Source organism: Streptomyces melanosporofaciens, from assembly GCF_900105695.1.
In the GTDB taxonomy this organism is placed as follows: Bacteria; Actinomycetota; Actinomycetes; order Streptomycetales; family Streptomycetaceae; genus Streptomyces; species Streptomyces antimycoticus.
Window position 1 is genome coordinate 4,260,442 of sequence record NZ_FNST01000002.1, and the last position, 22,368, is coordinate 4,282,809.

Genomic DNA, 22,368 nt, shown 5'->3' on the forward strand with positions numbered 1-22,368 from the left:
AGGGCGGGAGGGGCGCATCCCCATGGGTGACCATGGGAATGCGCCCTTGCGCATGCTTTTGCGCCTGCCTGCGCCCGGCCCCGCTCCCGCCCCGGCCGCCTCCCGGCGGGTGCGCGCTCGCTTCCTTACGCGGGGCTCACTTCCCCTTACGCGGCGGCTTACTTCCCTTGCTGGTCGGCTTTTTCCCCGGCTTCTTCCCCTTGCGCGAGGGCTTACTTCCCTTGCGCGGCGGCAGTTGGGGACGCCGCAGATCGGGCACGTCCGAGTAGTCCGGCGGGGTCGTGGCCGGATGCCGCTCCAGCAGATCGAGCGCCGTACGGACGGCGACCCCCAACTGCGGAGCGCGGCCCTCCGCCCAGTCCACGGGGGAACGCGGCGCCTCGATGTCCGGCTCCACACCGTGGTTCTCCACGCCCCACCCGTAGGCGTCGAACCACGCGGCGTTCATCGGTACCGTGATCGACGTGCCGTCGCCCAGACGGTGACGGCCGGTCATCCCGACCACCCCGCCCCAGGTGCGCAGCCCCACCACCGGACCGATGCCCTGGATCCTGAAGGCCGCGGTGATCATGTCGCCGTCGGAGGAGGTCGCCTCGTCGGCGACCGCGACGATCGGCCCGCGCGGCGCGTTGCTGGAGTACGACACGGGCTCGGCGTTGCGGGTGAGGTCCCAGCCCATGACCTTGCGGGTGAGCTTCTCCACCACCAGCTCGCTGATATTGCCGCCCGCGTTGCCCCGGACGTCCACGATCAGCGCGGGCAGCGACATCTCGCGGCGCAGATCGCGGTTGAACTGCGCCCACCCGGAGCCGCCCATATCGGGGATGTGGAGATAGCCGCACCGCCCGCCGCTCAACTCCCGCACCACGGCCCGGCGCTGGGCGACCCAGTCCTGGTAGCGCAGCGGCCGGTCGTCGATCAGCGGGGAGACCGCGACCCGGCGCGCCGGCCCCTCGCCGTCCGGCGGCTCGAAGGTCAGCTCCACCGTCGTGCCCCCCGCCGCCGTCAGCAGCGGGTACGGACCGGCCACCGGGTCCACCGGGCGCCCGTCGACATGGGTGAGGACGGCGCCGTCCCGGATGCCCAGACCGGCCAGCGGCGAGCGGGCCCGGGAGTCGGAGGACTCACCGGGCAGGATGCGGGCCACCGCCCACCGGCCGTCCTTGGTGCGGGTGAGGTTGGCCCCCAGCAGCCCGATGGGGCGCTGGTAGTGGCGCGGGCCCTCGTTGCGGCGCGCGGCGGCGACGTAGGCGTGCGAGGTGCCCAGCTCGCCGAGGGTCTCGCGGAGCAGATCGGCGAACTCTTCGGGCGAGGCGACCCGTTCGACCAGCGGACGGTACTGGTCGAGCACCCCGTCCCAGTCGACACCGCACATCCCCGGGTCCCAGAAGTAGTGCCGGGTGATGCGCCCGGCCTCGTCGTACGCCTGCCGCCACTCGGCCGCCGGATCGACGGTGTGCTGGATCCGCCGCATGTCGAGGTGGACCGTGGAGTCGCTGTCGCCGGTCTCGGTGGCGGGCATCGCGCGCAGATCGCCGTCGTCGTAGGCCACCAGCCGGGTGCCGTCGCCGCTGACCGCGTACCAGTCCAGCTCGCTGGTGAGTTCGGTCCGCTTGGCCTTCGCCAGGTCGAAGTGTTCCAGGGTGGGGCGGCTCGAGGTCTCGGCCGGGTTGGCGAACGTCTCGCCGAGCGCCCCCGAGATCGGCCAGCGCAGCCACACCAGTCCGCCGCCGCTGACCGGGTGCAGCGAGGAGTACTTGGACGCGGACACCGGGAAGACCGTGACCCGGCTGGCCAGCCCCTCCACCTCGACCGTCACCGTGCCGTCCCCGTCGTCCCCGCTGTCGTCCGGGTCCAGCCCGCCCGCCGCCGGGCGCCCCTCGGGGGAGAGCGCGAAGGGTGAGGGGGTGGCGGAGGACAGCGGTACGAGATAGGGGCGGCAGCCGAGCGGGAAGGAGAGGTCGCCGGTGTGCACGTCGTAGACCGGGTCGAAGCCGCGCCAGGAGAGGAAGGCGAGATAGCGGCCGTCGCTGGTGAAGACCGGCTCCTCGTCCTCGAACCGCCCGTTGGTCACGTCCACTATGGTCCGGTCGGCCAGCCGCGCGATCTTGATCGAGCGCAGGGTGCGGCCTATCCCGGGATGGGACCAGGCGAGCCATGCCGAGTCGGGGGAGAAGGCCAGGTCGCCCACCGGGCCGTTGTCCGACCGGATCAGCTCGGTGACCTCGCCGTCCCCGTCGGCGGAGGCGTCCACCAGCAGCAGCCGCCCGTCGCTCGCGGCGATCGCGAGCAGGTCGCCGTCCGGCGAGGACTCCAGCTCGTGCACCCGGCCCAGCAGCCCGGCGGCCAGCCGGCGCGGCTCGCCGGGGCCGCTGGCCCGGGGGAGCTGCGCGATCTCGATGGCGTCCTCGCCCTCCGCGTCGGTGAGATACGCGACCCGGCCGGTCGAGCCCAGCATCACGGGCAGCCGCACCCGGACGCCCGGGGTGTCGGCGAGGGTGCGGGCGGGGCCGTCGCGGTGGGTGAGCCAGTACAGGCTGCCCCGGACGCACACCGCGCTGGCCCGGCCCGTGGTGTCCACCGACAGCGAGTCGATGTGCGAGGCGGCCGGCACCTGGTAGGGCCGCCGCCCGGTCCGCGCCCCGCCCAGCCGGATGTCCAGCTTGCGCGGCACGCCGTCCGGGCCCAGGTCGTCCACCAGCCACAGCTCGCCCGCGCACTGGTAGACGACGCGGGAGCCGTCGGTGGAGGCGTGGCGCGCGTAGAAGTCGGCGTGGTCGGTGTGGCGGCGCAGATCGGTGCCGTCGGGCAGACAGGAGTAGAGGTTGCCGATGCCCTCGTGGTCGGAGAGGAAGGCGATCCGGCCGCCGACGAACATCGCCGCGTCCAGATGGCCGTTCAGCTCCTCCGCGAGCCGGGTGCCGTGCAGCCACAGCCGGCCCGTCGCACCGCCCCGGTAGCGCTTCCAGGTGGCGGGCTCATGCGGCGGCTTGCCGGTCAGCAGCAGGGTGCGGCGCTCGCCGTCGAGATCGGCCACTGCGATATCGGCCACCGGCCCCCAGGGCAGCCGCCCGCCGGGGCTGCCGTCGGTGGGCAGCGTGTAGGCCCAGGAGAAGTGGGAGAACGGCTGCTCATGGGAGGAGACCGCGAGGATCTGGGAGACGCCGTCCTGGTCCGGCGGGGTCCAGCCGCAGACCTGGGCGTCCGTACTGCCCCAGTAGGTCAGCCGGCGGGCCGGGCCGCCGGCCGCGGGCACGAGATAGATCTCCGGGTCGAGGCTGCGCCAGGTGGTGAAGGCGATCTGGGAGCCGTCGGGGAGAAGCGGGCAGGTCCGACGCGCGTACGGTCCACGGTCAGCCGCCAGGCCCGTTCGGGGGGCCCGCCGGGGGCGGTCAGCGGGGCGACCCACAGGTCGTCCTCGGCCGCGAAGCACAGCAAGTCGCCGTGCAGATGCGGAAATCGCAGATAGGCCAGGTCGTCGTCGCTTCCGTAAGGCTCCACCCACCCATGTTTTCGAGCTACGCCATTTGGAGCAACTCGGTTCTGTGACCTAGACCACGAGCGAAACGGCGCTGTTTCGATAGTGGCGAGCCTATGCTGGAGGAGTACGAAACCGTTTCGTTCGGAGGGAGGCGACACGCCGTGCCGACCATGGACCAGGCGACGGAGGACCGGGACACCGCCCGGGTGCGTCGCAGCCGACTCTCCCCCGAGCGCGAGCGGGAGTTGTACGAGGCGGTGGTGGAGCTGCTCGGCGAGGTCGGGTACGACGGTCTGACGATGGACGCCGTCGCGACCCGTACGCACTCCAGCAAGGCCACGCTCTACCGCCAGTGGAAAGGCAAGCCGCAGCTGGTCGCGACCGCGCTGCGGCACACCAAGCCCGTTCTGCTCGAGGGTGTCGACACCGGAACGCTCCGCGGGGATCTGCAGGAGATCGTGCGGTGCTCGGAGAGTGCCCGGGAGCGGGACGCCGCGCTGATGAGGGGACTCGCCCACGCAAGCCACGACAACCCGGACCTTCATGAGGCCCTGCGAGAGTTGTTGATCTATCCCGAGATCGACGCGCTCAACACGCTGCTGAGGCGCGCCGTCGACCGCGGCGAAATCGCCCCGGACCGGCCCGCCTTGAACTTCGTCGTGCACATGGTGTGCGGCGCGTTCATCGCCCGACCGCTCGTCGACGGTCAGCAGCCGGACCAGACGTACCTCCTGGACTACATCGACGCCGTGATCCTCCCCGCGCTCGGCGCCGCGTAGCCCTTCCCTCTCACTTCCTCCCTCCCCGTTCTCCCCGCACAACCACATAAGGCCCCGACCGGCGCGCCGCTCTCGTCGCCGGCTCGGTCACCCATCCCTGCCCAGTGCCATCCAACCGACGGGAGCACCTCTTCTCGTGGCCACCTTCCTTTATAAACTCGGCCGGTTCGCCTTCCGGCGACGCGGCTTCGTCGCCCTGATATGGGTGGCGCTGCTCGCGGTCGCGGGCGTCGGCGCCGCCACCGCCTCACAGCCCGCCAACGACAGCTTCTCCATCCCGGGGACCGAGGCCCAGAAGGCCTTCGACCTGCTGGAACAGCGGTTCCCCGGAGGTAACGCGGACGGCGCCACCGCCCGTGTGGTCTTCCGCGCCCCGAGCGGCGAGAAGATGACCGACCCGGACAACAAGGCGGTGGTCACCAAGACCGTCGCCGACCTGAAGGCCAGCTCGCCGCAGGTCGCCTCGGTCGCCGACCCCTATCAGGCCCGGGCCGTCAGCAAGGACGGCTCCACGGCGTACATCCTGACCAGCTACAAGGTCAACTCCATGGAGCTGAAGGACCCCGCCAAGGACGGTCTGAAGGAGGTGGGGGAGGAGGCCGAGAAGTCGGGCCTGACGGTGCAGATCGGCGGTGACGCGCTGCAGGAGATGCCGGAGACCGGATCGACCGAGATCATCGGCATCGCGATCTCCGCGGTCGTCCTCGCCATCACCTTCGGCTCGCTGGTGGCCGCCGGACTGCCGCTGATGACCGCGCTCATCGGCGTCGGCATCGGCATCTCGTCGATCACCGCGCTCGCCACCACCCTGGGGCTGTCCACCACCACCTCGACACTGGCGATGATGATCGGCCTCGCGGTCGGCATCGACTACGCGCTGTTCATCGTCTCCCGCTACCGCGCGGAGCTGGCCGAGGGGCGGGACCGGGAGGAAGCCGCCGGACGTGCCGTGGGCACCGCGGGCTCCGCGGTCGTTTTCGCCGGCCTTACGGTGGTCATCGCGCTGGTCGGCCTCGCGGTCGTCAACATCCCCATGCTGACCAAGATGGGCTTCGCCGCGGCCGGTACGGTCGTCATCGCCGTCCTCATCGCGGTCAGCCTCATCCCGGCGGTGCTGGGCTTCGCGGGCAAGCGGGTGTTCGGGCGCAAGGCGCGCCGGCGGCTGGAGGAGCGCCTCGCGGCGGGTCCGGACGCCTCCGCCGAGGAGAAGCCCAATATGGGCACCCGCTGGGCGCGTTTCGTGCTGCGCCGCCCGCTGATGGTGCTCCTGGTGGCCGTGCTCGGCCTCGGTGCGGCCGCGGTGCCCGCCGTCAGCCTGGAGCTCGGCCTGCCGGACGACGGCTCGCAGCCGGTCAGCAGCCAGAAGCGCCAGGCGTACGACGCGATCTCCGATGGCTTCGGCCCCGGCTACAACGGTCCGCTGATGGTGGTCGTCGACGCCAAGGGCAGCGATGACGCCAAGGGCGCGGCCGAGCAGGTCCGTAAGACCATCACCGGCCTGGACGGTGTGGCCGGGGTCAGTCCGGCCACGTTCAACAAGGCCGGTGACACCGCGACGCTCACCGTCATCTCCAAGTACAAGCCGAGCAGCATCGACACCGAGAACCTGGTCGGCGACATCCGGGACGAGGCGAGCGGCTTCAAGGCCGACACCGGCGCCGAGGTGCTGGTGACCGGCCAGACGGGGATGAACATCGACATCTCGCAGAAGCTCAACGACGCGCTGGTGCCCTATCTGGTGCTCGTCGTCGGACTGGCCTTCCTGCTGCTGATGGTCGTCTTCCGGTCCGTCCTGGTGCCGCTCAAGGCGGCGCTCGGCTTCCTGCTCTCCGTCGTCGCGGCGCTCGGCGCGGTGGTCGCGGTCTTCCAGTGGGGCTGGCTGGCGGATGTGTTCGGCGTCGAGGAGACCGGCCCGATCATGAGCATGATGCCGATCTTCATGATCGGTGTGGTGTTCGGTCTGGCGATGGACTACGAGGTCTTCCTGGTGACCCGGATGCGGGAGGCGTACGTCCACGGCGAGCGCCCCGGCCAGGCCGTCGTCACCGGCTTCCGGCACGGCGCCCGGGTGGTCACCGCGGCCGCGGTCATCATGATCAGCGTCTTCGCCGGGTTCATCGGCTCGTCCGAGTCGATGATCAAGATGATTGGCTTCGGCCTCGCCACCGCCGTCCTCTTCGACGCCTTCGTGGTCCGTATGGCCATCGTCCCGGCGGTCCTGGCGCTGCTCGGCAAGGCGGCCTGGTGGCTCCCGCGCTGGCTGGACCGGGCGCTGCCCAATGTGGACGTGGAGGGCGAGGGCCTGCGCAAGCAGCTCGAGGCGACCCCCGCGGCCCAGCAGCACGACTCCGACCCGGACGCCGAGCTGACCCGCGTCTGAACCGCGTCTGACGCCGGCGTAACGTTCCGGCCCGACGGCGGCCTTCCGATCCCGGGAGGCCGCCGTCGGCATGTGGACGGGCGGGATCCCGCCCGATTCCGCGATGACCGCGCTCTTGCGAACGACTTGCAGGTACGGGCTACCATCGGGCCGATAGCAGCAGCTCAGGAGCGGAGTCCCGCCATGCATGTGCCCGACGGATTCATCGACGCGCCGGTGTCGGCGGTGACCGGTGTGGTCGCCGCCGGGGCCGTCGCGGTCAGTTTGCGCGGTGCCCGGCGGGAGCTCGACGAGCGGACCGCGCCGCTGGCCGGGCTGGTGGCGGCGTTCATCTTCGCCGTGCAGATGCTCAACTTCCCCGTCGCCGCCGGGACCAGCGGGCATCTGCTGGGCGGGGCGCTGGCCGCGATACTCGTGGGGCCGTATACGGGGGTGTTGTGCGTCTCCGTGGTGCTGCTGATGCAGGGCGTCCTGTTCGCCGATGGCGGCCTTACGGCGCTCGGCGTCAACATCACGGATATGGCCCTGGTCACCACGGTCGTGGCGTACGCGATCTTCCGCACGATCGTGAAGCTGGCCCCCCAACGCCGCCGTACGGTCACCGTCGCGTCCTTCGTGGCGGCCCTGGTCTCCGTACCGGCCGCCGCGGTGGCCTTCACGGCGATCTACGCGCTCGGCGGCACGGCCGATGTGGCGATCGGCAAGGTCTTCGCGGCGATGGTCGGGGTGCATGTGCTGATCGGCATCGGCGAGGCGGCGATCACCGCGCTGACCGTCGGTGCCGTCGTGGCCGTACGGCCCGATCTGGTCTACGGGGCTCGGGGCGTGACCGCGCGTCCGCTGGAGATCCGCGACAGCCCGCTGGCTCCGGCCGCGCCGGGAGCGGTGGCCCGGGCCGGGGCTCCGGCGGCCGAACCCTCGACGGCGACCTCCGAGACGCCCTTGGCCTCCGAAGCACCCGCCTCCGAGACCTCCGAGACTCGCGAGCCCGTCGCGACCCGTGAGCCCGCCGCCGTGCCGCAGCGGTCGGCGCGGCGCGTGTGGTTCGCCGGGCTCGCTGCCGCGCTGCTGTGCGCCGGGGTCGTGAGCTTCTACGCCTCCGCCAGCCCCGACGGGCTGGAGAAGGTCGCCCATGACAAGGGGATCGACGCGAAGGAGGAGGACCACGCCGCCAAGGACTCCCCGCTCGCCGACTACGGCGTCAAGGACATCTCCGACGCCCGGCTCTCCGGCGGGCTCGCCGGGGTGATCGGGGTGGGCGCCACGCTCGCCGTCGGCTCCGGGGTCTTCATCGTCGTACGGCGGCGCCGGGCGACGGCCGAGAGCGGGCGGGGCTGACGATGGGCGCGGGACACGCGCACAAGCTCTACCGGGAGGGCCGGTCGCCCGTCCACGCCCTCCCCCCGCACTGCAAGATCGCCGCCGTCTTCTGCTTCGTCCTCGTCGTCGTCTCCACGCCCCGCGAGGCCGTCTGGGCCTTCGGGGCGTACGCGCTGCTGCTGGCCGGGGTGGCGGCGGCGGCCCGGATACCGGCCGGGTATCTGCTGCGGCGGCTGCTGATCGAGATCCCGTTCGTGGCCTTCGCCGTGCTGATGCCGTTCATCGCGGAGGGCCCGCGGGTGGCGGTGCTGGGGATGTCGCTCAGCGAGTCCGGGCTGTGGAGCGCCTGGAACATCCTCGCCAAGGGCACCCTCGGCGTCGCCGCCTCCGTCCTCCTGGCCTCCACGACCGAGCTGCGCGCCCTGCTGCTGGGGCTGCAGCGGCTGCGGATGCCCTCGCTGCTGGTGCAGATCGCCTCGTTCATGATCCGCTACGGGGACGTCATCTCCGATGAGATGCGCCGGATGCGGATCGCCCGCCAGTCACGCGGGTTCGAGGCGAGCGGAGTGCGTCACTGGGGGGTGCTCGCCTCCTCTGCCGGGGCGCTGTTCATCCGCTCGTACGAACGGGGCGAACGGGTCCACCTGGCGATGGTCAGCCGGGGCTATACGGGCACCATGCCGGTGATCGACGATGTGACGGCGTCCCGTGCCCAGTGGATGCACGCCGCCGCCCTCCCGCTGACCGCGCTGGCGGTCTGCCTGACCGGATGGATGCTCCCATGACCGACTCCGCCACCACCCCGCCGTCCCTCCAGGTGGCCGGTCTGGCCTATGCGTACCCCGACGGCCATCAGGCCCTCTTCGGCGTCGATCTGACCGTGGCCCGCGGCGAGCGCGTCGCGCTGCTCGGCCCCAACGGCGCGGGCAAGACCACGCTGGTGCTGCACCTCAACGGCATCCTTACGGCGGGCGCCGGGACCGTCACGGTCGCCGGGCTGCCCGTGGCGAAGGCGCATCTGGCCGAGATCCGCCGCCGGGTGGGCATCGTCTTCCAGGACCCGGACGACCAGCTCTTCATGCCGACCGTGCGCGAGGACGTGGCCTTCGGCCCGGCCGCCGCCGGACTGCGCGGCCCGGAGCTGGAGGAGCGGGTGCGCCGCGCCCTGGAGCGGGTCGGGATGGCGGAGTTCGCCGACCGGCCGCCCCACCACCTCTCCTTCGGGCAGCGTCGGCGGGTGGCCGTGGCGACCGTGCTGGCCATGGAGCCGGAGATCCTGGTCCTGGACGAGCCCTCGTCCAACCTCGACCCGGCCTCGCGCCGCGAACTCGCCGACATCCTGCGCTCCCTGGAGGTGACCGTGCTGATGGTCACCCACGATCTGCCGTACGCGCTGGAACTGTGCCCGCGCTCGGTGGTGCTCAGCGGCGGGGTGATCGCGGCGGACGGCGGGACGCAGGAGCTGCTGTGCGACGAGGAGCTGATGCGCGAGCACCGGCTGGAGCTCCCCTTCGGCTTCGACCCCCGCTCGGTGACGGTGCCGGTGAGGTGAGGATGCCGGTGTTTCCGGTGGGGCGAGGGTGCCGGTGAGGTAGCGGTCCGCTCACCCGCGTGCGGACGCGGCGTGCTGACGGCCGTCTCAGGTATGCCGGGAGCGGTAGGCGGCGTTCTCCTCCCGGTGGCGGGGGCACTGGCAGGGCGGCCACGCCTGCCCCAACGCGTAGGGGTTGACGTCCTCCCCGACCAGCACGGCCACCAACGCGCGCCGCGCGGTCACCATCCCGTCGCGCGCCATCGTGTAGACACGCATCGTCATCCTCGGCCGCTCGCCCCCGCGCCGGGCCTTGTGGGCGTTCACCGGCCCTCCCCCTCGACCGGGGCCAGGAGCTGGAGCACGCTGCGCAGGCTGCGCTTCACCGCGCCCAGGTGGTAGGACAGTTCCTCCGGCGGGGCGGTGGCCAGGTCGAGGGCTTCCGCCCCCGAGAGGGTCTGTCCGGCGACGATCACCACGGCCTGTTCAAGGCCGTCGCGGGTGGGCTTTCCGGCCGCGATACACGCGGGGCACAGGCCCGAACGCGGCTCGGCGGGGTGACGGGGCCCGAAGGTGCCGGGGGCGGCGCACAGGACGCAGCCGGGGGCCGGGGTGGGCGCGGCGTGGCCGGTGGCGGTCACCGGATCACCACCATCCCGTGCGGAGCACAGAGCAACTCCACCCGGGGGACGCTCTTCGACCGCTGTCGCCGCCGTCGCTCATCGGCCACGGAGTAGGGACGCACCAGGGCGGGCAGCTCGCTGTCCAGCGGCAGGAGGGGGATGGTGTGCAGTTCGAGGGTCGGCGAGTCGGTGTAAGGGCGCGGGGGCACCGGTCGGTGCGTGACGCTCGGGGAGTCCACGGCCCCCGCCACGGGCCGGGAAGGCGCCGGATACGACCCGGGGAGGTTCGGGACGGCACGGTGACGGCCGGGCGGCCGTAAGGCCAGAACTGCCCTCACCCATTCGAGTACGCGGGCGATAGAGTCCAGCACGTTGACGCTCCAATCCAGCGTTGGCCACGCCCCCGGACGTTCGCCCGTCGCGGGGGTCTTGCTTTCCTGATGGAAGGGTCGCGCAACTCGCGTACTCTCAGGAGACGTTCATGTCCCGATGTTCAATTGGGGAAATGGGGGGCCAGGTGGCGGCACGACCACGCGAACTCACGCCCGACCGATCCGCCCGACACCTGTTCGGGGCGAAGATGCGCGCCCATCGTGAGCGAGCGAACATGAGCCTTGGTCAGTTGAAGGATGTGGTGATGGTGAGCACAAGCCACCTGTCTCGCATCGAGACGGCCGACGCTATGCCCCCGCCTGACCTACCTAGGCGACTGGATGCCGCGTTTGGAACAGACGGGATCTTTCAGGAGCTATATCGGCTTGCCCGACGGGAGATCCACCCTGACCAGTTCCGGCGCCGGATGGAACTTGAGGCACAAGCTCGGCTCATTGAGGAGTACGCCGGTCAGATCGTGCCGGGGCTCGTTCAGACCGAGGACTATGCTCGTGCCTTGTTCGAGAAGTTCGACCCCAAAGCCACGCTGAACGAGATTGAAGAGCTGGTCACCGCTCGAATGAGTCGGCAAGCTCTGTTGAGCGCTGACCCTCCACCGGACGTCTCGCTGATCCTCGATGAGGCAGTACTACGACGGTCCTTCGGCGGACCGGCCGTGATGCGGGCACAACTTGCCCGTCTAGTTGACCTGACGCTGACACCCACGACCGTGGTGCAGGTTCTACCGTTCGAACACGGGGGACATGCTTTGGTAGGGGGAACGCTGACGTTGATGACCCTCGCAAAGGGCGCTCAAGTGGCCTATGAAGAGAGCATTTCGACGGGGACCCTACTTGAGGATCTTGCCACGGTCTCGGCACGTCGGCGGGCTTACGATCTGCTGAGAGCTTGCGCTCTGTCGCCGAGCGATACGGCGAATTTCATTCGGTCCCTGATGGAGGCACCATCTGATGAGCACCATTCCTGATCTCTCCGGTGTGGAGTGGGTCAAGTCCAGTTATAGCGGTAACGGGGGCGGCAGCTGTGTCGAGTGGGCGCCGAAGACCGCTACCGTTGTCCGTGTAGTGCCTGTTCGCGATAGCAAGAACCCGAACGGTCCGACGTTGGTCTTCCCCCCGTCGTCCTGGGCATCATTCATATCGGCTGTCAGGGGCGGAGAGTTTCACGACGCCTGACCCCCGCTGACGACCCATCAGCTTTCGCGGCCCCTGGCCACTCGGCAGGGGCCGTCGCGCTGCCCCGGGTACGGCTCGTGCCGCATGGGGCCGCAACGGGTCCGGGGCGCGCGGTAACGCCACCTCTGTCGCGCCGCCCGGCCGGTGCGGCCCCTCGGGCCGTTACGCCTCCCGCGCCGCCAGGCTGGTCCGCACCGCGCGCACCAGCGCCTGCGCACGCGGATCGGCGGTGACACCGCGCCGCATACCGTTGGTGACGTAGGCAAAGCCGATGCGCGCCTCCGGGTCGGCGAAGGCGAGCGAGCCTCCGCGCCCCGGGTGGCCGAAGGAGCCCGGCCCCAGCAGCGGGCAGGCCGGGCCGTGCAGCATGTAGCCGAGGCCGTATCGGGTGCCGACGACCAGGACCCGGTCCGGCCCCGCGGACTCCTCCGTACGGGCCATGGTCAGCGTCGCCGGGGCGAACAGCCTGCCCCCCGAGCGGGCCGTACGGGCCGAGGGCAGCGGTCCGATCAGCGCCGCGTAGAAGCGGGCCAGCGCCTCGGCGGTGGCCACCCCGCCCGAGGCGGGCAGCTCGGCGGCGAGATAGGCGGGGTCGTTCTCGTCCGGCACCGGGGTGATCGCGGCGAACGCCCGCCGGGTCAGCGACTCGGGGTCCCGATAGGCCTCGGCGACCGACCGCTTGGGACGAATCCGCGGCCCATGGGCGGCGGGCGCCGCCAGGGCCTCCACCGCCGCGATCCGGCCGACCCGGCCCCGCTGCTCCTCGGGCAGCCCGAGCCACAGGTCGAGCCCCAGCGGCCGGGCGATCTCCTCGGCGATCCAGCGCCCGATGGTCCGCCCGGTGACCCTGCGCACCAGCTCGCCCAGCAGCCAGCTGTACGTCTGGGCGTGATAGCCGTGGGCCGTACCGGGCTCCCATACGGGGCGCTGGGCGGCGACGGCCCGCGGCCCGGATATGCCGTCGACGGCCTCGGCGGGGGTCAGCGGGGTGTCGAGCACGGGCACGCCGGTGCGGTGCGCCAGCAGATGCCGCACCAGTACCCGCTCCTTGCCGGCCGCCTTGAACTCCGGCCAGTAGGTGCTCACCCGGCCGTCCAGGTCCAGCTGGCCGCGCTGGTGCAGCAGCAGCGGCACGGCGGCGGCGACGCCCTTGGTGACCGACCGGACGACCTGGGCGGTGTCCTGGGTCCAGGGCTCACGGCCGCCGCCGGAGGCCTCGGGGCCGCGCTCGCTGTCGTCGTCGGGGGCCTCCGCGTCGGGGGCCTTTGTGCCGCCCCACAGATCGACGACCTTCTCGCCCTCCCGGTAGAGCACCATGGCCGCACCGCGCTCGCCGTGCCGGGTGAAGTTCGCCGCGAAGGCGTCCCGGACCGGTTCGAAACCGTCGGCCGCCGTGCCCTGGACGTCCACCACTGATCCGACTCCCGCCATGCCGACCCGCGCGTGTGTGCTGTGTTTCTCCTTATGGTGCAACGTCCCGTGGGTGAGGATCATGCCGGGGCCGGGCAGGATCACCGGCGGACGCGCCACCGTGGGGCGGCGGCGGTCCAAGAGCCGACGAGAAGGGGCACACGGTGCGGAGATTCGAGGGCTACGCGGTCATGCTCACCGGCGCGGGACGCGGGATCGGGGAGGTCACCGCCCGCCGCTTCGCCGACGAGGGCGCCCGGGTGCTGATCACCGACCTGGACGGCGAACGGGCCGGGAAGGCCGCCGCGTCCATACGGGCCGACGGCGGCGAGGCCGAGTCGCTGGGCTGCGATGTGGCCCGGCGGGAGGACGCCGAGGCGGCCGTGGCGCACGCCATAAGGAGCTTCGGAAGGCTGGACGTCCTGGTCAACAGCGCCCACTCATGCCACGTCGACACCCCGCTGTTCGAGGACCAGCTGGACGACGAGTGGCAGCAGGACATCGATGTCACCCTCGGCGGCGCCTTCCGCTGCTCCCGCGCCGCGCTGCCGCATCTGGCCGCCGCTAAGGGCCGGGGCGCGATCGTCAACGTCGGCTCGGTCAACGGCCTCCAGGACTTCGGCAACCACGCCTACAGCGCCGCCAAGGCGGGCCTGGGCAGCCTCACCCGCACCCTGGCCGCCCACGCCGCCCGGCGGGGCGTCCGCGTCAACCTGGTGGCCCCCGGTACGATCCGCACCCCCGGATGGGACGGTCAGGAGGACACCCTGCGCCGCGCCGCCGAGGTCTACCCCCTCGGCCGGGTCGGCGAACCCGCCGACATCGCGGCCGCCATCACCTTCCTCGCCTCATCCGACGCCGCCTGGATCACCGGGACCACCCTCCCCGTGGACGGCGGCATCATGACCACGAACGTGGCGGTGCGCCGGGCCTTCGGTCACTCGGAGACGCCCAGCGAGACATAGTCGTAACGGCCCTCCCAGGGCTCGCTCGTATAGACGTTGGTCAGCCGGGAGCCGCGCCAGATCACGCTCTTCTGGAACAGAATGGGCAGATACGCGGCGGAGTCGGAGATCCTCCGATTGATCTGCGCGTAGTCGCTCCCGGCCTTCGCCGGATCCTGTTCGGCGATCGCCGTGTCGAAGAGGTCGTCGACCGTGGGGTCGTCCAGCTCCGCGACATTGAAATTACCGGTGGGCAGGATGAAACGGCTGTCGGCGAGCGGCTGCAGAAAGCTCTGGCCGGTCGGGAAGTCGGCCAGCCAGCGGTACAGGACGATGCCGTATCCCTTTTTCTTCACCGTCGCGGGCGCGCCCATCGTCTCGCTGAAACGGCTGCCGTCGACCTGAGCGACCTCGGTGGTGATGCCGACCTTCCGCAGCGATGCCTGGAGCGACATCGCGACAGCCACTTCGGCGGGGCGATTGTTGCGCACCGCGATAGTGGTCCGGAATCCGTTGGGCTCTCCGCACGCCTTCAGTTCGGCCTCGGCCTTTTCGGTGTCCGGCTTGCCCTTGTTGTGGAGTGTCCCGTACGGATCGTAGGAGGAGTCGGAGCCCACGATGGTGGGCGGGAGCATATGGGGCGCGATATCGCCGGTCTGTGAACCGCCCGCGGCGGTCCGCATGTTCTCCCTGTCCGCCGCGTAGAGGACCGCCTTACGGCAGTGGACGTTGTTCAGCGGTTTGACGGAGCGGGGGAGGGCCGCGAACAGGAGCGACCCGTTGGACGGGCTGTCCAGCCGGGCCCTGAGGCCGGAACTGCTCGTGGCCTGGGCGAGGGAGGCTGCGGTGAGTCCGGAGGATTCCAGGTCCAGGTCATAGTCGCCCGCGAACAGGGCTTTCGTATTCGTCTGCTCGTCGCTGCCGATATTCACCGTGATCCGGTCGGGAAGGGCGGTGCGGATCGGGTCGGACGCCCGCTTCCACTCGGTGTTACGGATCAGTTCCAGTGATGTGCGCGGCTCGTAGCTCCCGAATTTGTACGGCCCCGAGGAGAACGGGTTGTCCTGGTACTTCCCCTTGGTGTCCTTCGTCTTCTTCACCGGTGATGCCGACGGTGTCGCCAGCATGCGCTCGAAGTCACCGTTGGCCTTCGGCAGTTTGAAGACGATGGTTCTGTCGTCCGGAGTCTGGATGGCCTTCAGGCCGAGCTTGTCCTTGGACGTGTCCTTGTACGGCCCCTTGTAGGTGAGGCCGGGATCGAGCGCCTGCTGGATGAAGGTGGGGCCGCCGGAGATGTCGTCCTGTGCCCAGATCCGCTCGATACCGTATTTGATGTCCTGGGACGTGATCGCGGTGCCGTCCTCCCAGGTGATCCCGGCGCGCAGGGTGTAGGTGTACGTCTTGCCGCCGTCGGTCACCTCGGCCTTCCGCTCGGCGAGATCCGGAACCAATTCGGTGCCGTCCTTACCGGGCTTGGGGGCATAGGTGACCAGTTGGCGGGCGTAGTAGCGGGAGAAGTTCCAGACGAAGCCGTAATAGCTGCGCTGGGGGTCCCATGAATCCGCGTCGTCCTTGCTGATGAACTTCAGCGTCCCGCCCGACTTCGTCGAGGGGTTGACGACGCCCCCCTCGGCCGCGGCGTTGTTCCCGGAGGTGGGCCTCGGCTTCGGGGTGCTGGACGACTTCGAGGTGTTGTGCCCGGAGTCGTCCTTGGAGGAGCCCTTCATCCACGACATCGCCAGAGGTATGCCCGCGGCCACCAGGGCCACGAAGAGCGCTCCCGCCAGCCCGTAGGCGACGGCGCGGCGGCGGCCCGGAGAGGCCCCGCCGGGGGCGGGGAGCGGCGCGGGCGACGGCAGGGCCATCGGCGACCAGGTGGGCATCGGCGGCACCTCGGGCAGCGGCACGGGCTCGGGGGCCGAGGGGGCCGAAGCGGCCGGTTCGTGGTCGTACGGCGGGGGCGGCGGGCCGAAGCCGGGTGGTGCCCAGGCGGCGTTGCGGGCCAGGGCGAGTCCGCCCGCCGTATTGCGGTCGCGCTTCTGCGGCAGCGGCCGCCCCTTGGCCCGCAGCGCCGCGTACACCTGCGCGTAGACCGTGTCCAGGTCCAGCAACTCCGGCCCACCCGGCACCCCCTGGCGCAGCAGTCGCAGCAGCTCACCGGTGAAGGCCGTATGGCGCTCGCCGGGCGGGGCGAGCGCGAAGCTGGTGTCGGGGACGGAGGCCAGCAGATAGGTGCCCTCGATCTCCACCTGGTCGATGACCGCCTCGGCGGCCGCCGCCCCCATGAAGCCGAGCACGCGTCCGCTGAAGCAGCAGTCGAGCAGCATCACCTGGCGCCCGGCCCGCCCGTCGAGCACGACGTCGCGCAGCGTGCCGTACGGCAGCCCGGTGTAGGAGCGGTGCTGTATGGACCCGGTGAGCCCCAGGAAGAGCTCGCCGCGGCGCGGTTCCACGAGACCGTGTCCGGCGAAGTACACCAGCAGGGTGTCCGTGGCCTCCTCGGCCGCGGTCCGGATGGCATCGAGGACCTCGACCGCGGTGGCGGGGTCCTCGATGACCGTGCAGTGCTCGGGCGCCAGCCCCCAGGAGCCCGGCGCGCACAGGGCGGCGGCCAGCGCGCTCAGGTTGTTGGCCACCGCCGGGATCTGCTCCAAGTGGGCATAGCGGCTGGTGCCGATGAGCACCGCGCGGGTGGCGGACGGGTCGGGCAGAACGGCCACGGCTACCGCCCTCCCCCTCCGTTGGCCTGACGGTCCGGTTCCGGTTCCGGTTCGGGCGCGGCCGGGCGCTCCAGCGCGTCGATCAGACGCCGCAGCTCCTCGTCGTCGCCGCCGTCGAGGTCGACCGTAAGGTCACCACGGCGCACGGTGATCCGCCGGGCGTGCGGACGGGTCTGCCGCCAGGTGGACAGCGCCAGCGCGAAGGAGGCCGCGCTCCAGGCGTTCTCGGTGACCAGCTGCAGCACATCGGTGAGCACGCCCATTTGGCCCGGCGCCGGCTCGGCCTGGACCAGCTCCACATGGGCGCCGCGGCGCGCGGCCGGATCCCGTCTCAGCCAGTCGAGGAGCGATCGCAGCTCCGCCTCCCCGCCGTTCACCGCTACGTCGATCCGCACCAAGCCCCCCTTGTGACGACCGTCTCCCCCGATTCTGTCCTAACCAGGGGCGTCCGCGCAGGAGCAACGAAGAGCGAGGTCAACGGAGTTCGGGGGGCGAGCCGCCTGCTCATGGCTGCCGCGGTGGTGGGGTGGCCAGCGCCCGGCGCCACTGCTCGGTGACCGACCGCCGCAGGCGTTCGGTGTCGACGGCGCCGGGGTCGAGAAGTCGTTGCAGTCCGATGCCCCGTAGCTGTCCGACGATCGCCACCGCGACCTCCTCGGGCGCGAGGTCGTGGCGGATGGTGCCGTCGGCGATACCGGCCGCCACATCGTCGCGCAGATCGGCCCTGAACGACGCGTCCCGCTCGCGGAAGATCGGTGCCAGTTCGGGCATGGTGGCCGCCTCGGCCCACAGCAGCAGGAACGCGCGACTGGCGGCGCCCACCTGGCCGAGTTCGCCGATGTAGCCGTTGACTAGCCGCAGGAGGCGGTCCAGCCCTGGGGGCAGATCGGCCAGGCCCGGCACGAACCCGGATTGTGCGGTGCGGGCCAGGAGCTCGAGGAGGGCCTGCTTCGAGCCGAAGTGGTGGGTGACGATTCCGCGGCTGTACCCGGCTCGCTCACCCACCCGCGCCAGCGTCAGCGAGCGCACTCCCTGCTCGACGACCAGCTCGGCGGCGGCCGCCAGCAATGCGGCTTCGGCCTGGTCGCGACGCTGCTTCTGGGTGCGGCGGGGGGTCGTCATGACGAGAGTCCTCACTAACTTGCGTGTTGTCCAACAAGTTTATACGGTGCCACTCATCCTGACTGGAGGTTTCGATGATCGACATGGATGAGCGCGCCCTCGACGCGCTGCTGGCCGAAGATCCCGGCGGCCCCGTGGTGATGCTGAACCTGCTGCGGTTCCGCCCGGACGGCGGTCGTGAGAGCTACCAGCGCTACGTCGATGCGCTGGGCCCGGAGATCAACGCGCGGTACGGATTGCGGGTGGAGTACCTCGGGGACGGCGGTCGGGCCCTGGTCGCCGAGGAGGGGCAGGCATGGGACGCGGTGCTCCTGGTGCGCTACCCCAGCCGCCAGGCGTTCGCCGACATGATCCGTGACCCCGACTATCGGGCGGCGTCCCATTTCCGTAGCGAGGCGCTGGTGGAATCGGTCCTGCAGCCGACCGTGCCGCTCCAGGGGAGCGTGGTCTGATGTCCGCCGTCTTCGTACACGGCAATCCCGAGACGGCGGCCGTCTGGGATCACCTGCTCGCCGAACTGAAGGCCGCCGGCGCTGCTCCGGCCGACCTCGTCTGCCTGTCCCCGCCCGGGTTCGGCGCGCCGCTGCCGCCCGGATTCGGGGCGACCGTCGGGGAGTACCGCGACTGGCTGATCGAGGAGCTGACACGCTTCGCCGAGCCCGTGGACCTGGTGGGCCACGACTGGGGCGGCGGACACGTCCTCAACGCGGTGATGAGCCGCCCGGAGCTGGTACGCAGCTGGGCCAGCGACACGATCGCGGCCTTCGAACCCGACTACGTCTGGCATGAGCTCGCCCGGCGATGGCAGACACCGGGAATCGGAGAGGCCGATGTGGCCGCGCGCTTCGGAGCCCCCGTCGAGCAGCGGATCGCCACGCTCGTCGAGCGGGGGATGGGCGAGACGGCGGCCGAGTGGGTCGCCCAGGGGCAGAACGAGGCGATGGGCCGGGCCGTGATCGCGCTCTACACCTCCGCCATGCCACCGGTGATGGCCGAGCTCGGCCGGAACCTGGAAAACGCGGCACGGCGGCCGGGACTCGTGTTCCTCGCCACCGAGGACCACGCGGTCGGAACCGCCGAGCAGCGACGCCGCGCCGCGCGCCGCGCCGGTGCCCGGGTGGAGGTCCTCGACGGGCTGGGCCACTGGTGGATGACGCACGACCCCGCCCGCGGGGCGGAGGCGCTCACCCGCTTCTGGGCGTCGCTGGACCACGCGTAGTCGCATACACCTGGATGTCGCGACGAGAGGCGGCCCGAAGCACGTAGTGCATCAACTCGCGTGCAGCATCAGCCCGATGCCCGCCACCATCAGCCCCGCCGCCGCGATCCTCGGACCGCCGAACCGCTCCTTGAAGAACAGCGTCCCGATCGCCGCGCCCACGATGATCGACGATTCGCGCAGCGCCGCGACCGGGGCGAGTTCGGCCTGGGTCTGGGCCCAGAGGACCAGGCCGTAGGCGGAGACCGACAGCAGTCCGCCGAGCAGTCCGCGCGCCGCGACGGGGCGCAGTTGGCGGAGGAGCGCACCGCGGCGGATGGCCAGGGCGCAGGCGGGGATGGCGAAGCCCTCCAGGATCATCAGCCAGGCGATGTAGCCGGGCGCGCTGCCGGAGGCGCGTACCCCCAGGCCGTCCACGACGGTGTACGCGGCGATGGACAGCCCGGTGGCGATGGCGGCCGTAAGGGCGAGCCACCGCGGTGCGGCCCCGCCGTGCTCCCCGCCGTCCTGCCCGCCTTCCTCGTCGTCGGCGTGGCGGGAGCCCCTGACGCCCCACAGCGCCACCCCCACCAGCCCGGCCGAGGCCAGCGCGATTCCCGCCGCCTGCCAGCGGTCCGGCCGCTCGCCGACGAAGACCGCGGCGGCCACGGTCACCACCAGCGGGGCGGTGCCGCGCGCGATGGGGTACATCTGGCCGAAGTCGCCCAGGTGGAACGAGCGCATGAGCAGCAGCTGATAGACCACATGGATGGCCGCGGAGGCCAGCAGATACGGCCAGGCGTCCGCCGCGGGCAGCGGGGCGAACGGCAGCAGCGCCAGCCCGCACAGCGCCCCGCCGCCACCCACCAGCGTGAAGGCGAGCAGCTGGTCACGGATGCCGTGCGCGATGGCGTTCCACGACGCGTGGGTGACGGCCGCGATGAGCACCGCGGCCGCGACGAGCGGGGTCACGCGGACCGCTCGCGCACATCCACCAGGGTGCCGTCGGCATGCGCGATCAGGGTCTTGGGGGCGAGCGGGAAGACGGTGTGCGGGTTGCCCGCCGCGGCCCATACGGTCTCGTGGTCCAGCAGCCGGCGGTCCGCGAGGACGCGGGTGCGGGTGCGGTGGCCGAAGGGCGGCACCCCACCGATGGCGTAACCGGTGGTCTCCCGTACCAGCGCCGCGTTCGCCCGGCGGACGCTCCCGGCGGCCAGTTCGTGCCGTACGAGCTCGACGTCGACCCGTGACGCCCCGTCCATCAGCACCACCACCGGCTGTCCGTCCGCCTCGAAGACCAGCGACTTGACGATCTGGCTCAGCTCACAGCCGATGGCCGCGGCGGCCTCGGCGGCGGTGCGGGTGGCATCGGGGAACCGGCGCACCTCGACAGCCAGGCCGAGCTCGCGCAGGGCGTCGGCGAAGCGGGGGTGGGCGGCGGTGTCAGGGGTGGGTGTGGGATCGGCCATGGAGCGACGCTATCCACGGGCCCGCCGCCCACGCCAGGGCATTTCCCCGAGGTCGCACCGGCCGGTCGGCCGAACGCGAAGGAGACGGGCGGGCGCTTGAGCGCTCGCCCGTCTCCTGTGCCGTCAGACCGGCGGAACCAGAGGGAACTTCCGGCTCAGCCGCCCGCGCGCAGCAGCGCCGCCACCATCGGGCCCGCGGTGTCGCCGCCGTGGCCGCCCTCGGGGACCACACCGGCGGCCGCGATGTCATCGCGGTACGCGCTGAACCAGCCGTTGGGCTTCTCCTGGTTGTCCACCTCGGCCGAACCGGTCTTGGCGCCGAAGTCGCCGCTCATCCCGGCCATCGCCTCGGCGGCGGTGCCCGAGGTGGCCGTCAGCCGCATCAGCTTGCGCAGCTGGTCATGGGTGCTCGACTTCATCGTCTTGCTCGCCTTGGCCAGCGTCCGGTCGTCCAGCGACGGCGCGACCAGGTACGGCTGGCGGAAGGTGCCGGTGGAGGCCGTGGCCGCGACCGACGCCATGTTGAGCGGGTTCATCCGCACCCCGCCCTGGCCGATCAGCGAGGCGGCCTTGGAGGCCGCCGACTGCACCGGCACCGCACCGTCGAAGGAGGGCACGCCGGTCTGCCAGTTGAGCCCGATGCCGAAGACGTTCCGGGCCTCGTTGGTCAGGTCGTCGTTCTTCAGCTTTCCCGCCTGGCTGATGAAGGCCGTGTTGCAGGAGCGGGCGAAGCTCTGCTCGAAGGTGCCGTTCTTGATCTCGAACTTCTTGTCGTTCTGGAACTTCCAGCCCCCGTAACTGAAGTACTTGGGGCACGGATGGGCCTTGCCGTACGCCGCCAGACCCTTGTCGATCAGCGTCGCCGAGGTGATGATCTTCATCGTCGAGCCGGGTGCGTACGAGCCCTGCAGGGCGGTGTTGAAGCCGCTCGCGGGGGAGTTGGCCACCGCGAGGATCTCACCGGTGCTGGGCTTGACCGCCACCACCGACGCCTTGGTGCGCTTGCTCACCTGCTGCTCGGCGGTGCTCTGCAGCGATGCGTCGATCGTCGTACGGAGCGTGCCCGGGGTGCCCTTGGAGAGCACCTTCAGCGTCTTGTCGGGGGACTTGGAGCCCTTGGCGCGCTCGATATAGGTCTCCACGCCCGCCTTGCCGCCCGCCTTCTTGCCGTACCGCTCGCGCAGCGCGGCCAGGATGGTCTTGAGGGTCGGGTGCTCGGCGGCGGTCAGCTCCTTGCCGTCGCGGTCCACCGCCTTGATCGGCGGCGCCTCGGACGCGCCGGTCCTCAGGGTGTCGCCCTCGGCGAGGTCGGGCTGCACCACCGAGGGCTTCCAGGCGACGACCGGCTTACCGGTCTTGGTGTCGCGCGTGACGGTCATCGAGGATTCATACGTCCAGGGGACGCTGCGACCGCCGGAGGAGATCTGGGCGTTGACCGAGAACGGCACCTTCGCACCGCTCGCCGACCCCGGCTCCAGCGCCACCTTGGCCACATGGGCCTTCTTGCGGTAGTCGCCCAGCGCCGTGGTGGCCGCGCCGGTGTCGTCCGTAAGCGCGGCGGCCTTCGCCGTCTCGCCCGCCGACCAGGCCGCCAGGAACGCGCGGGCGGTGGTCTTGACCTCGGCCGCGCTGGGCGGGCCGGTCTTCACGTTCTTCAGGGACGGCTTGTCGTCACCCGAGCCGGCGCTCGCACCGTCCTTCGCACTGGATGAATCGTCCTGGCCGCTGCCGCAACCGGCAACACCGACCATGGCGGCGAACACCGCACCGACGATCGCGGCTCTCGCGCCACTCCGCATTACAGAACCCCCACAGTGTTCTCG

At 71.2% G+C, this 22,368-nt stretch carries 20 protein-coding genes and 1 pseudogene; 10 read left to right on the plus strand and 11 right to left on the minus strand.

The genetic code is table 11. The annotated features are described in order from the left end of the window. Positions 1-136: 136 nt before the first annotated feature. Positions 137-3,501 (minus strand): annotated as a pseudogene (locus BLV72_RS21150) (S41 family peptidase). A 150-nt stretch (positions 3,502-3,651) separates the two neighbouring features. Here BLV72_RS21150 and BLV72_RS21155 point away from each other — a divergent pair. The 5 genes from BLV72_RS21155 (at position 3,652) to BLV72_RS21175 (ending at position 9,512) form a co-directional block, all read left to right on the plus strand. Continuing rightward, positions 3,652-4,260, plus strand: a complete 609-nt coding sequence (locus BLV72_RS21155; RefSeq protein WP_244321420.1) for a TetR/AcrR family transcriptional regulator — start codon at positions 3,652-3,654, stop codon at positions 4,258-4,260. A gap of 136 nt (positions 4,261-4,396) precedes the next feature. Then, the gene (locus BLV72_RS21160) at positions 4,397-6,640 is read left to right on the plus strand and encodes an MMPL family transporter (RefSeq protein ID WP_093464107.1); all 2,244 of its coding nucleotides are present in this window, start codon (positions 4,397-4,399) and stop codon (positions 6,638-6,640) included. 183 nt (positions 6,641-6,823) lie between these two features. Beyond that, positions 6,824-7,978: an energy-coupling factor ABC transporter permease gene (locus BLV72_RS21165; protein ID WP_093464108.1), complete on the plus strand. Its 1,155-nt coding sequence runs from the start codon at positions 6,824-6,826 to the stop codon at positions 7,976-7,978. A gap of 2 nt (positions 7,979-7,980) precedes the next feature. Further along, positions 7,981-8,745, plus strand: coding sequence for a cobalt ECF transporter T component CbiQ (gene cbiQ, locus BLV72_RS21170; RefSeq protein WP_059144757.1), 765 nt, complete (start codon positions 7,981-7,983; stop codon positions 8,743-8,745). Beyond that, positions 8,742-9,512 carry an energy-coupling factor ABC transporter ATP-binding protein gene (locus tag BLV72_RS21175; RefSeq protein WP_093464110.1) on the plus strand — a complete coding sequence of 257 codons (771 nt, stop codon included), beginning with the start codon at positions 8,742-8,744 and terminating at the stop codon, positions 9,510-9,512. The genes cbiQ and BLV72_RS21175 overlap by 4 nt, the downstream gene beginning before the upstream one ends. Before the next feature lie 87 nt (positions 9,513-9,599). Here the strand turns inward: BLV72_RS21175 and BLV72_RS21180 are convergent, their stop codons facing one another. Genes BLV72_RS21180 through BLV72_RS21190 form a run of 3 tightly spaced genes read right to left on the minus strand, consistent with a single transcriptional unit; the run spans position 9,600 to position 10,323 of the window. Next, positions 9,600-9,818, minus strand: a complete 219-nt coding sequence (locus BLV72_RS21180; protein WP_093464112.1) for a hypothetical protein — start codon at positions 9,816-9,818, stop codon at positions 9,600-9,602. Further along, on the minus strand, positions 9,815-10,132 hold the full coding sequence (locus BLV72_RS21185) for a hypothetical protein (RefSeq protein WP_093464113.1): 318 nt from the start codon (positions 10,130-10,132) through the stop codon (positions 9,815-9,817). The genes BLV72_RS21180 and BLV72_RS21185 overlap by 4 nt, the downstream gene beginning before the upstream one ends. Then, positions 10,129-10,323, minus strand: a complete 195-nt coding sequence (locus BLV72_RS21190) for a hypothetical protein (RefSeq protein ID WP_093464115.1) — start codon at positions 10,321-10,323, stop codon at positions 10,129-10,131. The genes BLV72_RS21185 and BLV72_RS21190 overlap by 4 nt, the downstream gene beginning before the upstream one ends. Before the next feature lie 308 nt (positions 10,324-10,631). Here BLV72_RS21190 and BLV72_RS21195 point away from each other — a divergent pair, with 308 nt between their 5' ends. Beyond that, entirely contained in the window at positions 10,632-11,474 is an 843-nt protein-coding gene (locus tag BLV72_RS21195; RefSeq protein ID WP_093470466.1) for a helix-turn-helix domain-containing protein, read from the plus strand. Further along, complete coding sequence (locus BLV72_RS21200) at positions 11,458-11,682, plus strand: DUF397 domain-containing protein (protein ID WP_093464116.1); 225 nt, start codon at positions 11,458-11,460, stop codon at positions 11,680-11,682. Before BLV72_RS21195 ends, BLV72_RS21200 begins: the two co-directional genes overlap by 17 nt. Before the next feature lie 162 nt (positions 11,683-11,844). Here BLV72_RS21200 and BLV72_RS21205 read toward each other — a convergent pair whose 3' ends face one another. After that, positions 11,845-13,113 carry a serine hydrolase domain-containing protein gene (locus tag BLV72_RS21205; protein ID WP_093470467.1) on the minus strand — a complete coding sequence of 423 codons (1,269 nt, stop codon included), beginning with the start codon at positions 13,111-13,113 and terminating at the stop codon, positions 11,845-11,847. A 143-nt stretch (positions 13,114-13,256) separates the two neighbouring features. Between BLV72_RS21205 and BLV72_RS21210 the strand changes: the two genes are divergently transcribed. Beyond that, the gene (locus tag BLV72_RS21210; RefSeq protein WP_093464118.1) at positions 13,257-14,057 is read left to right on the plus strand and encodes an SDR family NAD(P)-dependent oxidoreductase; all 801 of its coding nucleotides are present in this window, start codon (positions 13,257-13,259) and stop codon (positions 14,055-14,057) included. Here BLV72_RS21210 and BLV72_RS21215 read toward each other — a convergent pair. The 3 genes from BLV72_RS21215 to BLV72_RS21225 form a co-directional block, all read right to left on the minus strand. Beyond that, positions 14,030-16,756 (minus strand): caspase, EACC1-associated type, encoded by a 2,727-nt coding sequence (locus tag BLV72_RS21215; protein WP_093464119.1) that lies wholly within the window; start codon positions 16,754-16,756, stop codon positions 14,030-14,032. The genes BLV72_RS21210 and BLV72_RS21215 overlap by 28 nt on opposite strands. 2 nt (positions 16,757-16,758) lie before the next feature. Then, entirely contained in the window at positions 16,759-17,151 is a 393-nt protein-coding gene (locus BLV72_RS21220) for an effector-associated constant component EACC1 (protein WP_208905680.1), read from the minus strand. 109 nt (positions 17,152-17,260) lie between these two features. Next, positions 17,261-17,878 carry a TetR/AcrR family transcriptional regulator gene (locus BLV72_RS21225; protein WP_093464121.1) on the minus strand — a complete coding sequence of 206 codons (618 nt, stop codon included), beginning with the start codon at positions 17,876-17,878 and terminating at the stop codon, positions 17,261-17,263. Between the two features lie 74 nt (positions 17,879-17,952). Between BLV72_RS21225 and BLV72_RS21230 the strand changes: the two genes are divergently transcribed. After that, complete coding sequence (locus BLV72_RS21230; protein WP_093464122.1) at positions 17,953-18,330, plus strand: DUF1330 domain-containing protein; 378 nt, start codon at positions 17,953-17,955, stop codon at positions 18,328-18,330. Then, positions 18,330-19,097 carry an alpha/beta fold hydrolase gene (locus BLV72_RS21235; protein ID WP_093464124.1) on the plus strand — a complete coding sequence of 256 codons (768 nt, stop codon included), beginning with the start codon at positions 18,330-18,332 and terminating at the stop codon, positions 19,095-19,097. The genes BLV72_RS21230 and BLV72_RS21235 overlap by 1 nt, the downstream gene beginning before the upstream one ends. 51 nt (positions 19,098-19,148) lie before the next feature. Here the strand turns inward: BLV72_RS21235 and BLV72_RS21240 are convergent, their stop codons facing one another. The 3 genes from BLV72_RS21240 to BLV72_RS21250 form a co-directional block, all read right to left on the minus strand. Next, positions 19,149-20,048 carry an EamA family transporter gene (locus tag BLV72_RS21240; RefSeq protein ID WP_093464125.1) on the minus strand — a complete coding sequence of 300 codons (900 nt, stop codon included), beginning with the start codon at positions 20,046-20,048 and terminating at the stop codon, positions 19,149-19,151. Continuing rightward, a complete protein-coding gene (locus BLV72_RS21245; protein ID WP_093464127.1) occupies positions 20,045-20,545 on the minus strand; it encodes a YbaK/EbsC family protein in 501 nt (166 codons plus the stop codon). Before BLV72_RS21245 ends, BLV72_RS21240 begins: the two co-directional genes overlap by 4 nt. A 155-nt stretch (positions 20,546-20,700) precedes the next feature. Beyond that, positions 20,701-22,344: a penicillin-binding transpeptidase domain-containing protein gene (locus BLV72_RS21250; protein ID WP_093464128.1), complete on the minus strand. Its 1,644-nt coding sequence runs from the start codon at positions 22,342-22,344 to the stop codon at positions 20,701-20,703. Positions 22,345-22,368: the final 24 nt, after the last annotated feature.